The following is a 13,254-nucleotide window of genomic DNA, read 5'->3' on the forward strand; positions in this document are numbered from 1 at the left end:
ATCCTACCCCCGTCGACGGGACACGCCTCCCCACCGAGGCGCGCCCATCTGTAAGGATGGAGACATCGATGGCGAATACGATTCCGGCAGCGCGCCCGCGCGTGCCCAATTTCTCGTCCGGCCCCTGCGCCAAGCGCCCCGGCTGGACCCTCAAAGCCCTCAGTGACGCGCCGCTCGGCCGCTCGCACCGCGCCAAGATCGGCAAGGACAAGCTCAAGCTCGCGATCGACCTGACCCGCGAGGTGCTGCAGGTCCCGGCCGATTACCGCATCGGCATCGTGCCCGCTTCCGACACCGGCGCCATGGAAATGGCGATGTGGTCGATGCTCGGCGCGCGCGGCGTCGACATGCTGGCCTGGGAGAGCTTCGGCTCCGGCTGGATCACCGATGTCGTCAAGCAGCTCAAACTGCAGGATGTCCGCCTGTTCGAGGCGCCCTATGGCGAACTGCCGAACCTGAAGAAGGTCGACAGCAAGAACCGCGACGTCGTCTTCACCTGGAACGGCACCACCTCCGGCGTGCGTGTCGCCGATGCCAGCTGGATCGCCGATGACCGCGAAGGCCTGACGATCTGCGACGCGACCTCGGCCGCCTTCGCCCAGCGCCTCGACTGGCCCAAGCTCGATGTCGTCACCTTCTCCTGGCAGAAGGTGCTCGGCGGCGAAGGCGCGCACGGCATGATCATCCTCTCGCCGCGCGCCGTCGAACGGCTCGTGACCTACAAGCCGGCCTGGCCGCTGCCAAAAGTCTTCCGCATGACCTCCGGCGGCAAGCTCTCCGAGGGCATCTTCGTCGGCGAGACCATCAACACCCCGTCCATGCTCTGCGTCGAGGACTATATCGACGCGCTGGAATGGGCGAAGAAAGTCGGCGGGCTCGACGGCCTCGTGAAGAAGGTCGAGGGCAATGCCCGCGTCCTCGCCAAGTTCGTGCGCGAGAACGACTGGATCGACTTCCTCGCGGTCAAGCCGAAGACCCGCTCGAACACCTCGGTGTGCCTGAAGTTCACCGACCCGGCCGTGACCGCGCTGCCGGCCGACCAGCAGGCGGCCTTCGCCAAGCAGGTGGTTTCGATCATCGAGAAGGCCGGCGCCGGCTACGATCTCGGTCATTACCGCGACGCTCCTCCCGGCCTGCGCATCTGGTGCGGCGCCACCGTCCAGAGCCGCGACCTCAAGGCGCTGCTGCCCTGGATCACCTACGCCTTCAACGAGGCCAAGGCCTCGCTGGGCAAGAAGGCGGCGTAAGCGCCGCCTCCGCCACGTCATGGTCGGGCTTGTCCCGACCATCCACGTCTTGCGACGCCAATGGCATCCCGGGCGATAGATGCGGGCGGCACTACCAATCTCCGAAGGCGCGGCGGCTAGCCGCGCGAAGACGTGGATGGTCGCCACAAGGGCGACCATGACGACCTTCCCCCTTTCAGCCCGCCGCTGCGCGGGCCTTCCGAGGTATCCCCATGACCGCCCCCAAAGTCCTGATTTCCGACGCCCTCTCCCCCGCCGCCGTGCAGATCTTTCGGGATCGCGGCATCGACGTGACCTTCGATCCGGCCCTCGGCAAGGACAAGGACAAGCTCGCCGCCGTGATCGGCGACTATGACGGCCTCGCCATCCGCTCGGCGACCAAGGCCACCGCAAAGCTGCTCGCCGAGGCGAAGAACCTCAAGGTGATCGGCCGCGCCGGCATCGGCGTCGACAATGTCGAGATCCCCGCCGCCACGGCGCGCGGCATCATCGTGATGAACACGCCCTTCGGCAATTCGATCACCACTGCCGAGCACGCCATCGCCATGATGTTCGCGCTCGCCCGCCAGATCCCTGCTGCAGATCTCTCGACCCAAGCGGGGAAATGGGAGAAGAACCGCTTCATGGGCGTCGAGATCACCGCCAAGACGCTCGGCCTGATCGGCTGCGGCAATATCGGCTCGATCGTCGCCGAACGCGCCATCGGCCTGCGCATGCGCGTCATCGCCTTCGACCCCTATCTCTCGCCGGAACGCGCCGTGCAGCTGGGTGTTGAAAAAGTGGAGCTGGACGAGCTTTTGAAGCGCGCCGATTTCATCACCCTCCACGTTCCGATGACCGAGAAGACCAAGAATATCCTCTCGGCGGAAAACCTCGCCAAGACCAAGAAGGGCGTGCGCATCATCAACTGCGCCCGCGGCGGCCTCGTCGACGAGGCGGCGCTGGCCGAGCTGATCAAGTCCGGCCATGTCGCCGGCGCCGCCTTCGACGTGTTCTCGGCTGAGCCCGCCGAGACGAACCCGCTCTTCGGTTTGGACAATGTCGTCTGCACGCCGCATCTCGGCGCGAGCACCAACGAGGCGCAGGAGAACGTCGCCCTGCAGGTCGCCGAGCAGATGAGCGACTATCTGCTCAAGGGCGCGATCACCAATGCGGTGAACTTCCCCTCGATCTCGGCCGAGGAAGCCCCGCGGATCAAGCCCTTCGTCGACCTCGCCGAGAAGCTCGGCTCCTTCCTCGGCCAGCTCACCGAGGCGCAGGTCAAGGGCATCCGCATCGAATACGAAGGCGCGGTCGCCAAGCTGAACCTGAAGGCGATCTCGGCCGCCGCGATCACCGGCGTGCTGCGCCCCTTCCTGCCGGAGATCAACATGGTCAACGCGACCATGATCGCCAAGGAGAAGGGCATCGTCGTCGAGGAGCTGACCCGCGAGGTCGCCGGCAATCTCGAAAGCGTCATCCGCATCGTCGTCGAGGCGCAGGACATGCCGCGCCATGCCTCCGGCACCGTCTTCCATGACGGCAAGCCGCGCATCATCGAGATCCGCGACATCCAGGTCGACGCCGAATTCGCGCCGCACATGCTCTATGTCCGCAATGCCGACAAGCCGGGCTTCATCGGCCAGTTCGGCTCCGTGCTCGGCGAGGCCGGCGTCAATGTCGCGACCTTCAATCTCGGCCGCGACAAGCCGGGCGGTGACGCGATCTGCTATGTCGCCGTCGACGAGGCGATCTCGGACGCGCTGCTCGCCAGGATCCACGAGATCCCGATGGTCAAGCGGGCGCGGCGGCTGAAGTTCTGAAAGCCGCCGGCACCGCGCCCAAACGGCGCCGCAATCACCCTCCCCTGTGGCAGCCCGCCACAGGGGATTTTTCATGCCGACCCGCCTCGCGTTCGCCCAAGCCTTCGCCTACTCCGCCGCCCTCGCCTACCTCGCCGCCTCGCCTGCCTTCGCCGACTGGGACAGGGCCAAGCTCGATGCCGGGATCAAATCCATCGAGCAGACGGCGAAAGGGCGCCTCGGCGTCGCGCTTCTCGATCTGAAGGACCGCAAGAGCTGGTCGCATCGCGGCGCCGAGCCCTTCCCGCTGCAGAGCGTCTTCAAGCTGCCGCTGGCGGTCGCGGTGCTGCAGGCGGTCGAGGCCGGCAAGTTCAAGCTCGACCAGAAGATCACCGTCACCCGCAACGATCTCTCGCTCTATCACAGCCCGCTCGCCAAGGCCTTCAAGGGCGAGCGCAACGAATACGCGCTGCGCGACCTCCTGATCCGCTCGACGGGCGATAGCGACAACACCGCCGCCGACCTGCTGCTGCGCCTCATCGGCGGCCCGCAGGTGCTGACGGCGATGCTGAAGGATGGCGGCGTTCCCGGCATCTCGGTCGACCGCTATGAGCGCGTCTTCCAGCCGGAGATCCTCGGCCTGCCCGGCTATGCCTGGGACAAGCCGATCGACACCGCCGCCTTCTACAAGGCCATCCAGGCGATCCCGGCCGCAGAGCGCCGCAAGACGCTGGAGGCGACGCTGAAGGACAGGCGCGACGCGGCCAGCCCCGATGCCTCGGCCGCTTTCCTTGAAGCGCTCGCCAAGGGCAACTGGCTGCGCGAGCCCGCGCACACCGCTCTGCTCGAGAAGATCATCCTGGAGACCAAGAGCGGGCCGCAGCGGATCCGCGCCGGCCTGCCCGATGGCGCGCGCTTCGCCCACAAGACCGGGCTCGGACCGAGCGCCGACGGCCTCAACCACGCCACCAACGATATCGGCATCGTCACCCTGCCGGACGGCCGCCGCTTTGCCATCGCGGTCTACCTCGCCGGTTCGCAGGCGAGTGTCGAGGCCCGCGAGGCCGCTCATGCAGCGGTCGCACGGCTGGCGGTGGAAAGCCTGCGCTGAGGCACAAAGTCGTCGCGGACGCGCAACCGATCCCGAAGCGCGTCCGCAGTCCTCTTCGAGCAATCCTTCCTAGTTCGACAGGCGGCCGGTATCGGGCCGGTCGAGCTCGAGCGTCCGCGTCTCGGGAATGAGCAGACCGGTGATCAGCGTGATGCCCGAGACGACCATGAGGTAGACTAGGAACAACCGGTGCTCGCCGATCTGCGAGAGATAGATGTTAACGTACGGCGCCGTGCCGCCAAAGATCGCGGTCGCCAGTGAAAGCGGCCCGCTCACCCCGGTCGCCCTGACCGAGGTCGGGAACACCTCGGCCCAGACCGCGGTGTTGACCCCGAACAGGCAGGCCAGGATCAGCAGGGCACAGATCATCGCGGTCAGCAGGCCGGAAAAGCTGTTGGTGATGAGAGCGTCGAGCTGGAAGGTCGCGGCGATGAAGCCGATGCCGAACAGGATGATAAAGACGCGCCGCCCGAACCGGTCGGCCAGCCAGCCGACGATCGGAATGGCGACGAGGAAGACCGCCTGCGCGATCAGGCTCGCGGTCAGCGCCGATCTGGCGTCGAGGCCGCGGCTGATCTGGGCGAAGGTCGGGCTATAGATCAGCCATGTGTAGAACATGATCGAGCCGCCGGCCGAAAGGCCGAAGACGACCGCGACGCCGCGCCAGTTCCGGAGAAGCGGTCCCAGGCCGGTTTCTGGGGTGGATTGCTGCGTCTTCACCTTCTCGAAGCTGTCGGTCTCCGTGAGCCTGCGGCGCAGATAGAGCCCGTAGAGGCCGAGCAGGCCACCGAGTGCGAACGGGATGCGCCAGCCCCAGCTTTCCAGCGCCGGGCGGTCGAGATTGGCGTTGAGCAGGAGGCCGGTGATCGTCGCGATCATCGTGCCGAGCACCACGCTCATCCAGGAGGTGCTGCCGTACAGCGCCCGCCGATGCCTCGGCGCCCGCTCGACCAGATAGGTCACCGAGGTCCCCATCTCCCCGCCATGCGCGATGCCTTGGGCGAGCCTCGCCACGAGCAGGATGATCGAGGCCGCGAGCCCGACGGTCGCAAAGGTCGGCGCACAGGCGATGACGAGGCTGCCGCCGGCGGTGATGAACATCGCCAGAGTCAGGCTCTTCTTGCGGCCGACACGGTCAGCATAGAGCCCGAAGAGGAAGCCACCGAGCGGACGGGTCAGGAAGCCAGCGGCGAAAACCGCGAGGGCCGCCAGCAACGCCGCGGACTTGTCGCTCGACGGGAAGAACTGGAGGGCGAAATAGGGTGCGAAGATCGTGTAGATCGCCCAGTCGAACCACTCCAGCGTATTGCCGAAATTGACGGCGATCAGATCCTTCACCCGCCGTGATCCCGCCGGGCGGAGCTCGCCCGACGCAACGATTCCAGACATGCGATACCCCTCTTTTTTATGATGTTCTGCAGTGTTCGAAGCGGAGAGCCGCGCGGTTGCGTCAGCGGCTGGCGGCGCGCCCTTCGAGGCCGAAGCGGGCATCGGCATCGGCCCCCGGCACGCGCATTTCGAAGGTGTCCTTCACCACCGCGTAGTCGAAATAACCCATCCGGGCGATCGGCCTGATCGAGGCGATGTCGAGCTTGCCGTCAGCGGTGATGACCTTGTCGTCGATATGGATCGTCTCGACCTGGGCGAAGACGATGTCGATCGTTCCCACCGGCGAATTGCCTTTCAGGCGATGGGTGCCGAGATACCGGCACTCGAACTTGACCGGGCTCTCCTTCACCATCGGGATGCGCGCATTGTCCGAGTATTCCCGCGTCACGTTCAGACGATCGAATTCGCTCTCCTGCGGCGGCAGTGCCATCGCGCTCAGATTGACCGCCTCGCGCAGGTCATAGGTCGCCATGTTCCAGACGAACCAGCCGGTTTCCTCGGCATTGAGCACCGTGTCCTTGCGGCGCCCGTCCGGGTACTGGTTCGCCGAGAACATCACCATCGGCGGATCGAATGTCAGGTTCTGCCATTGGCTGTAGGGCGCGATGTTTTCCACGCCTGCGGCGCTAACGCTCGACAACCAACCGATCGGCCTGGGCACGGTGCAGCTTTTGAACGGCGAGAAGGGCAGCGGGCTGGGCTCGGCCGAGGGACGGTACTTCATGCGAAAGGTCCGGAGCTAGAGTGGCATTCAAGCAATATCCATCCGATATATCGGATGGATGGCAGTTTGGAAAGCCCATGGGATCGGCTATCGAGACGCTGGTTGAATCGCCGTGCCCAGCGGGCGCGGCAGCGGATGCGGGTGGACTAGGATGAATCAGTCGGAGCAGGCGGTCGGCGTCATCGAGCACCTGATCGAGCAGGGCGATCTCAAACCGGGATCGATGGTGTCGGAACGCGGCCTGATGGAACTGACGGGGCTCGGACGCACCCCCGTGCGCGAGGCGATCCAGCGCCTCGCCCTCAACCACATGCTACGGATCCACCCCAACAAGGGGATCGAGATCCCGGCGATTTCTGTCGAGGATCAGCTCAGCGGGCTCGAGGTTCGCCGGGCCGTCGAGGTCCTGGCCGTCGAGCTCGCCTGCAGCCGGGCGACGGAGAAGGACATCGGCGCGATCGCTGCGCTGAAAGCCACCCTGGCCGGCGACTTCGCCCTTCCCAACTATTCAGAGACGGTCCGCCAAACCCACGCCCTGATCATCCAGGCCGCCCATAATCCCTATCTCGAAGCCTTGATGGTGCCGCTGCAGACCCTGTCCCGGCGCTTCTGGATCATGCATGTCCGCGACGAGCAGGTGGAAATCGCGCACGGCAAGCGGCTGCATCAGGACATTCTGCAGGCGATCCTGGCTAGGGACACGGCGCAAGCCGGAGCCGCCTCATTGGCGCTCAACGCCTATCTCGTCGAGTTCGCCCTGTCCGTCGTGGCACGCATGGCCAGTACACGCAGTTGAGACCGAAGACGAAAGCGGCCGAGCCGGGTGCCGCTTCTCAGCGCTTGCGCTCGGCGATCCAGATGCCGCCGAGCACCAGCGCCAGCGCCAGCGCGTGATAGAGCGCGAGCTGCTCGCCGAGGATCGCGACGGCAAGCAGCGGCGCGAACACCGGCACGAGGTTGACGAAGACGCCGGCCCGGCCGGGGCCGATCAATTCGATCGCCCGCATGAAGAAAAGCTGCGACGCCATCGAGGGGCCGAGCACCACATAGATCAGGATCAGCCAGCCGGTCAGCGTCGGCCAATAGGCCTGGCCGGCGGCGATCTCGGCCGCGAGCAGCGGCAGCGAGACCAGGCAGGCGACCATCGCCATAGCCGTGAAGAAGATCAGCCCGGGCATTGGCGGGCGCGTGCGGATGCCGACAGTGTAGCCGGCATAGAGCAGGCAGGCGATGATCATCCAGAGATCGCCCGGCACGAAGCTGAGCTGCAGCAGGGTGTGCCAGTCGCCGCGGCTCGCCGTGACCAGCACGCCGATGATGGTGACGGTGACGCCGAGGGCCTGCAGCCCGCCGATCGGCGTGCGGAAGGCGAGGAAGGCGCCGAGCAGCACGAAGACCGGGATCGAGCCCTGCAGAATCCCGATGTTGATCGCGGTCGTCGAATAGGCCGCGATGTACATCAGCGTGTTGAAGGCGGTGAAGCCGAAGGCGCCGAGCAGCGTGACCTTGAGCCAGTTCGCCTTCAACACCGGCCAGTGCTCGCGCAGCCCCTGTCGGAACAGGTACGGCATGACGGCACAGACCAGGACCCAGCGCAGCGAGGTCAGGGTCATCGGTGCGATCTGGCCGACGGCGAGCCTGCTTGCCACCGCGTTGCCCGCCCAGAGCAAGGTGGTCAGCGTCAGCAGCAGATAGGCATTGGCCCAGATGCGCTGCGGAAGGGAGGCGGGCGGCTGCAAGATGCGCGATCCTCATATCTGCGGAGCGCCTGCATAGCCTTGCACAGGGCGCTTCTCCTATGAGAGGAGGCGCAACGCAGCCCGTCGCCGGACGCAAACGTCCCGAGGAAGCCATGACCGTGTTCAGCCCCAAACCGCTCCGCGTCCTCGTCGTCGACGGCTACAAGCGCGAACAGCGCGAGGAGTATGCGCGCGACAGCGGCGCAAGGCCCGGCGAAGCCTACGCAGCCGAGCTCAGGCGGATCGAGCCGTCGCTGGTCACGGATATCTGCCTGCCCGCCGACGAAGGCGCCAATCTGCCTGACGGTACCGGCCTCTCCTCCTATGACGGCATCGCCCTGACCGGTTCGTCGCTCCACATCCACAGCCCGGAACCGGCGGTGACCCGGCAGATCGAGCTCATGCGGGCGATCTATCAGAGCGGCACACCCTGTTTCGGCTCCTGCTGGGGCATCCAGATCGCGGCGGTCGCTGCCGGCGGCACAGTCGCGCTCAACCCGAACGGGCTCGAGATCGGCTTCGCGCGCCGCATCGCGAAGACGCAAGCCGGCGCTTCGCATCCATTGCTCGCCGGCCGCCCCGCGGCCTTCGATGCGCCGGCGATCCATTTCGACAGCATCGTCGCCCCGCCTGCCGACGCCACCATCCTCGCAGCCAATGCGATGAGTCCGATCCAGGCTGCCGAATTCCGCCAGGACGGCGGTACCTTCTGGGGCGTGCAGTACCATCCCGAATTCTCGCTGGGCCTGATCGCCACGATCCTGCGGCGGCATGGCAAGGTGCTGATCGAACGCGGCTTCCGCCGCGACGAGGCCGAGACGGAAAGCTGGCTCGCCGATCTCGATGCGCTCGACGCCGAGCCGACCCGCCGCGATCTTGCCTGGGCGCATGGGCTGGACGAAGAGGTTCTCGACCCGATCAAGCGGGTGACCGAGCTCAGCAACTTCCTGGAGATGCGGGTAAAGCCAGAGGCGAGCCTGCGCGGGCGCGCTTGAATTTCTCCGTCATGCTCGTTCTTGTGGCGAGCATCGACGTCTTGAACACGACGTTCGACTAGCAAAGCAAAGACGTGGATGGTCGGGACAAGCCCGACCATGACGAGCAAATGCACACCTACGCCGCTACGGCGGCTTCGTTTGCCGCCTCGAACACCTTGCTACCGAGCGCCCGCGCCGTATCGAGATGCTCCGACATCTCCGGCACCGGCAGCAGCAGCTCGGAGGTCACGACCGGCGCGCCGCAATAGCCGAAGATGCCATGCTCAATCTGCGTCTTCATCGCGCTGAGATAGCCATGGCGCTCATAGGTGCGCATGGTGGCGCCGCCGATCCCGACGAGATGGATCGGCAGATGCCCCAGCTTCTTGACCGTCTTCTGGTCAGCCCCTTCGTCATAGGCCCAGCCATTGGCGAAGACGCGCTCGATCCAGCCCTTCATCAGCGCCGGCATCGACCACCAATAGACCGGATAGACCAGCACCAGCGCATCGGCCCGGTCGATCCGCGCCTGCTCGAAGGCGATGTCGGCGGGCTGGGCGATCTCGCGGCGATGGACGGCGAGATCACTCAACGAGAAGCGCGGATCGAACGCTTCCTTGGCGAGATCGGCGATCTCGACGCTATGGCCGGCACTGGAAACGCCTTCGGCGAGCGCCTGCGTCACGGCCTGGCTGAGCGAAGCGGGATCGGGATGGGCGACAACGACGAGGGCATGCATGCGCTCTCTCCTGCGGTGATTGCGATCGGGTGGATGTCGCTATATACTTTTAGTAAGTTACTTTTGGTATATAAGACATGTCAAGCCAGAATGCCGAACAGCCGCGCCGTCAGCGCCTGACGCGCGAGGACCGCCAGCGCCAGCTCATCGAGACCGCCTGGCGGATCGTCGGTGACGAGGGCACTGACGCCCTGACGCTCGGGCACCTTGCCGAGCGGGCGGGCGTCACCAAGCCGGTGGTCTACAGCCATTTTCCGACCCGCAGCGCCCTGTTGATCGCGCTCTATCGCGACTTCGACATGCGGGAATACGCGATCATGGAGGCCGCGCTCGAAAGCAGCGAGGCGAGCCTCGCGGGCAAGGCCGGGGCGATCGCCTCGTCCTATGTCGACTGCGTCCTGACCCAGGGGCGCGAGATCCCCGGCGTCATGGCAGCGCTCGCCGGCTCGCCCGAGCTTGCCGCGGTCAAGCGCGACTGCGACCTGATCTTCCTGGAGAAATGCCGGGCCCTGCTCGCGCCCTTCGCCGCCGGCAGGACGATCCCGACCGCGGGCTTACGCGCCATGCTCGGCGCCGCCGAAGGGCTGTCGCACGCTGCGGCGACGCAGGAGATCGGCGCCGACGAGGCGAAGCGCGAGCTGTTCGAGACGATCATCGCCATGGTCGCGCGCAGCGCAAAGAGCTGATCCGGCATGCCACGGGGTTCCGCGCGCGTCCCTCAGCCTGTAAACGCGCGGCAATCCCAAATCTTGAAAACCTCCCGGACCCCATGATTCGCCTCGAAAGCATCGGCAAGCAGAACGGCCGCCAGATCATCTTCATCGAGGCCTCGGCCGCCTTGCAAAAGGGCGAGAAGATCGGCCTTGTCGGCCCCAACGGCGCGGGCAAGACCACGCTGTTCCGGATGATCACCGGCGAGGAACTGCCGGATGAGGGGCAGGTCGCGGTCGATCGCGGCACCACCATCGGCTATTTTAGCCAGGATGTCGGCGACATGGCCGGCCGCAGCGCCGTCTCCGAGGTGATGGACGGCGCCGGCCCGGTCAGCTCCGTCGCAGCCGAGCTGAAAGAGCTCGAGACGGCGCTCGGCGATCCAGACCGCGCCGACGAGATGGAGGAACTGATCGCCCGCTATGGCGAGGTGCAGGGCCGCTTCGAGGAACTCGACGGCTATGCGCTCGACGGCCGCGCCCGAGAGGTGCTCGCCGGGCTCGGCTTCAGCCAGGAGATGATGGACGGCGATGTCGGCGCGCTTTCCGGCGGCTGGAAGATGCGCGTCGCCCTCGCCCGCATCCTCCTGATGCGGCCCGACGCCATGCTGCTCGACGAGCCGAGCAACCATCTCGACCTCGAAAGCCTGATCTGGCTGGAGAGCTTCCTCAAGGGCTATGACGGCGCCCTGCTGATGACCTCGCACGACCGCGAGTTCATGAACCGCATCGTCGGCAAGATCATCGAGATCGATGGCGGTACGCTGACCAGCTATTCCGGCGACTACGAATTCTACCAGCAGCAGCGCGCGCTCGCCGAGAAGCAGCAGCAGGCGCAGTTCGAGCGCCAGCAGGCGATGCTCGCCAAGGAGATCGCCTTCATCGAGCGCTTCAAGGCCCGCGCCTCGCATGCCGCGCAGGTCCAGAGCCGCGTCAAGAAGCTCGACAAGATCGACCGGGTCGAGCCGCCCCGCCGCCGCCAGACCGTGCAGTTCGAGTTCCAGCCGGCGCCACGCTCGGGCGAGGACGTCGCGACGCTGAAGAACGTCCATGTCCGCTATGGCAGCCGCAGCATCTATGAGGGGCTCGACTTCCAGGTGCGGCGCAAGGAGCGCTGGTGCGTGATGGGCGTCAACGGCGCCGGCAAATCGACCCTGCTGAAGCTGATCGCCGGCTCGTCCAAGCCCGATGACGGCTCCGTCGCCATCGGCGCAAGCGTCAAGATGGGCTATTTCGCCCAGCACGCCATGGAGCTGCTCGACGGCGACGCCACCGTCTTCGAATCGCTGGAAGGCTCCTTCCCGCAGGCCGGCCAGGGCTCGCTGCGGGCGCTCGCCGGCTGCTTCGGCTTCTCGGGCGACGATGTCGAGAAGCGCTGCCGCTTCCTCTCGGGCGGCGAGAAGGCACGGCTCGTCATGGCCAAGATGCTCTACGACCCGCCGAATTTCCTGGTGCTCGACGAGCCGACCAACCATCTCGACATCGCCACCAAGGAGATGCTGATCACGGCGCTGGCTCAGTACGAGGGCACCATGCTCTTCGTCAGCCACGACCGCCATTTCCTGGCGGCGCTCTCGAACCGCGTGCTCGAGCTGACGCCGGACGGCATCCACCAATATGGCGGCGGCTACACCGAATATGTCGCCAGCACCGGCCAGGAGGCGCCGGGCCTGCGCAGCTGAGTGCGGCCGAAAGGCTTCCTGACGTAGCGAAAACCGTCCTGGCAGCGGCAAGGGCCTACCATCGTCGCCGGGCGGTGGTCGTGCCCTACCGGCGCCTTTCCACCTTCCGGCTCAATTCCGCCCTCGCCGCGCCGAAATCCCTCGGGCAAATCGCGGCTGCGTGATTTGTCGGGGGACAGCATGATGATGAAGACCGGACTGGCCGCAGCCTTGATTTTCGCACCGGGCCTCGCCGGCGCCTCCGAGGTCGAGCTCGCCTCGAAGATCGACCGCGTCACCGTCTACCCGGACGGAGCCCTGGTCACCCGCCTCGGCAAGGCGTCGCTTCTGCAGGGCGTCTCGCAGATCGTCCTGCGTGGCCTGCCGGCGGGCATCGACCCCGCCTCGATCCGGGTCGAGGCGCAGGGCGATGGGCCCTTCGCGATCGGCTCCGTCGATGTCCGCCAGGTTCCCGGCGAGGCGCGCCCCGCCGTCGACGCCGCCCTCGAAGGCAAGATCAGGGCCCTGCAGGGCGAGAAGGCCGCTCTGGAGGGACAGGTCAGCGCCGTCGAGGCCAAGCGCGCGACGATCGAGAATTTCGGCAAGACCGGCCCCGACAAGCTCGGCCCCGACGGCAAGGCGCTGCCGGTCGGCGACTGGCCGGCGATCTTCGATGCGATCGGCACAGCTTTGGTCAAGGTCCAGGGCGAGTTGCTGACCCTGCGCAACCGCATCGCCGACACCGAGGCCGAGATCGCGGCACTGGAAAAGGCCCGCCCGCATGGCGCGCGCGCCGGCCAGCCCAGGCGCGAGGTCGCCATCGCCGTCGAGGCGAAGGCGCCGGTCGCGGCCGAGATCGCCGTCAGCTACCGTGTCTCGGGCGCGAGCTGGCTGCCGGTCTACGAGGCGAGACTCACCACCGGCAACTTGAATGGTGGCGCCGAGATCGCCTTCACCCGCCGTGCCGAATTGCGCCAGCGGACCGGCGAGGACTGGAGCGAGGTCGCTGTCGAGCTATCGACGACTCGTTCGGCGCAGGGCACGCGGGCACCGGATCTCAACCCGCTGCGCATCGCCTTCTACGAGCCGCCGGTGGTCTACGAGGAGCGCGCGCGGGCCCTGCGGCAGGAATCCGAACGCGCAGCCCGGCCGCCCGCTCTGGCGATCGCCTCCGCC

12 protein-coding genes are annotated in these 13,254 nt (G+C 66.5%); 8 read left to right on the plus strand and 4 right to left on the minus strand.

From position 1 onward, the window contains the following. Positions 1-68: 68 nt before the first annotated feature. The 3 genes from RKE40_RS28470 (at position 69) to bla (ending at position 4,139) form a co-directional block, all read left to right on the plus strand. Positions 69-1,247: a phosphoserine transaminase gene (locus RKE40_RS28470; RefSeq protein WP_390893563.1), complete on the plus strand. Its 1,179-nt coding sequence runs from the start codon at positions 69-71 to the stop codon at positions 1,245-1,247. A 212-nt stretch (positions 1,248-1,459) separates the two neighbouring features. Continuing rightward, on the plus strand, positions 1,460-3,049 hold the full coding sequence (gene serA / locus RKE40_RS28475; RefSeq protein ID WP_316021530.1) for a phosphoglycerate dehydrogenase: 1,590 nt from the start codon (positions 1,460-1,462) through the stop codon (positions 3,047-3,049). A gap of 73 nt (positions 3,050-3,122) precedes the next feature. Further along, entirely contained in the window at positions 3,123-4,139 is a 1,017-nt protein-coding gene (bla, locus tag RKE40_RS28480) for a class A beta-lactamase (RefSeq protein WP_316021531.1), read from the plus strand. A 69-nt stretch (positions 4,140-4,208) separates the two neighbouring features. On the opposite strand, the gene RKE40_RS28485 is transcribed toward bla, so the two are convergent. Next, complete coding sequence (locus RKE40_RS28485) at positions 4,209-5,528, minus strand: MFS transporter (RefSeq protein ID WP_316021532.1); 1,320 nt, start codon at positions 5,526-5,528, stop codon at positions 4,209-4,211. 61 nt (positions 5,529-5,589) lie between these two features. Continuing rightward, positions 5,590-6,252: a flavin reductase family protein gene (locus RKE40_RS28490; protein ID WP_316021533.1), complete on the minus strand. Its 663-nt coding sequence runs from the start codon at positions 6,250-6,252 to the stop codon at positions 5,590-5,592. Between the two features lie 151 nt (positions 6,253-6,403). Between RKE40_RS28490 and RKE40_RS28495 the strand changes: the two genes are divergently transcribed. After that, a complete protein-coding gene (locus RKE40_RS28495) occupies positions 6,404-7,048 on the plus strand; it encodes a GntR family transcriptional regulator (RefSeq protein ID WP_316021534.1) in 645 nt (214 codons plus the stop codon). A 37-nt stretch (positions 7,049-7,085) separates the two neighbouring features. Here RKE40_RS28495 and RKE40_RS28500 read toward each other — a convergent pair whose 3' ends face one another. Further along, a complete protein-coding gene (locus tag RKE40_RS28500) occupies positions 7,086-7,991 on the minus strand; it encodes a DMT family transporter (RefSeq protein ID WP_316021535.1) in 906 nt (301 codons plus the stop codon). A 113-nt stretch (positions 7,992-8,104) separates the two neighbouring features. Between RKE40_RS28500 and RKE40_RS28505 the strand changes: the two genes are divergently transcribed. After that, entirely contained in the window at positions 8,105-8,986 is an 882-nt protein-coding gene (locus RKE40_RS28505; protein WP_316021536.1) for a type 1 glutamine amidotransferase, read from the plus strand. A gap of 118 nt (positions 8,987-9,104) precedes the next feature. On the opposite strand, the gene RKE40_RS28510 is transcribed toward RKE40_RS28505, so the two are convergent. Next, positions 9,105-9,707 carry an NAD(P)H-dependent oxidoreductase gene (locus tag RKE40_RS28510; RefSeq protein ID WP_316021537.1) on the minus strand — a complete coding sequence of 201 codons (603 nt, stop codon included), beginning with the start codon at positions 9,705-9,707 and terminating at the stop codon, positions 9,105-9,107. 77 nt (positions 9,708-9,784) lie between these two features. Between RKE40_RS28510 and RKE40_RS28515 the strand changes: the two genes are divergently transcribed. From RKE40_RS28515 to RKE40_RS28525, 3 genes are all read left to right on the plus strand, one after another. Further along, the gene (locus tag RKE40_RS28515; protein WP_316021538.1) at positions 9,785-10,393 is read left to right on the plus strand and encodes a TetR/AcrR family transcriptional regulator; all 609 of its coding nucleotides are present in this window, start codon (positions 9,785-9,787) and stop codon (positions 10,391-10,393) included. An 83-nt stretch (positions 10,394-10,476) separates the two neighbouring features. Continuing rightward, on the plus strand, positions 10,477-12,099 hold the full coding sequence (locus tag RKE40_RS28520; RefSeq protein ID WP_316021539.1) for an ABC-F family ATP-binding cassette domain-containing protein: 1,623 nt from the start codon (positions 10,477-10,479) through the stop codon (positions 12,097-12,099). Positions 12,100-12,279: 180 nt separating this feature from the next. Continuing rightward, a partial coding sequence (locus tag RKE40_RS28525) for a mucoidy inhibitor MuiA family protein (RefSeq protein WP_316021540.1) occupies positions 12,280-13,254 on the plus strand: 975 nt, incomplete at its 3' end.

The organism is Allobosea rubneri (genome assembly GCF_032464875.1).
GTDB lineage: Bacteria > Pseudomonadota > Alphaproteobacteria > Rhizobiales > Beijerinckiaceae > Allobosea > Allobosea rubneri.

Coding starts and splice junctions, on each gene's coding strand:
- RKE40_RS28485 (WP_316021532.1), bottom strand. CDS start 5,528: ATGTCTGGAATCGTTGCGTCGGGCGAGCTCCGCCCGGCGGGATCACGG.
- RKE40_RS28490 (WP_316021533.1), bottom strand. CDS start 6,252: ATGAAGTACCGTCCCTCGGCCGAGCCCAGCCCGCTGCCCTTCTCGCCG.
- RKE40_RS28470 (WP_390893563.1), top strand. CDS start 69: ATGGCGAATACGATTCCGGCAGCGCGCCCGCGCGTGCCCAATTTCTCG.
- serA (WP_316021530.1), top strand. CDS start 1,460: ATGACCGCCCCCAAAGTCCTGATTTCCGACGCCCTCTCCCCCGCCGCC.
- RKE40_RS28520 (WP_316021539.1), top strand. CDS start 10,477: ATGATTCGCCTCGAAAGCATCGGCAAGCAGAACGGCCGCCAGATCATC.
- bla (WP_316021531.1), top strand. CDS start 3,123: ATGCCGACCCGCCTCGCGTTCGCCCAAGCCTTCGCCTACTCCGCCGCC.
- RKE40_RS28495 (WP_316021534.1), top strand. CDS start 6,404: ATGAATCAGTCGGAGCAGGCGGTCGGCGTCATCGAGCACCTGATCGAG.
- RKE40_RS28515 (WP_316021538.1), top strand. CDS start 9,785: ATGTCAAGCCAGAATGCCGAACAGCCGCGCCGTCAGCGCCTGACGCGC.
- RKE40_RS28505 (WP_316021536.1), top strand. CDS start 8,105: ATGACCGTGTTCAGCCCCAAACCGCTCCGCGTCCTCGTCGTCGACGGC.
- RKE40_RS28510 (WP_316021537.1), bottom strand. CDS start 9,707: ATGCATGCCCTCGTCGTTGTCGCCCATCCCGATCCCGCTTCGCTCAGC.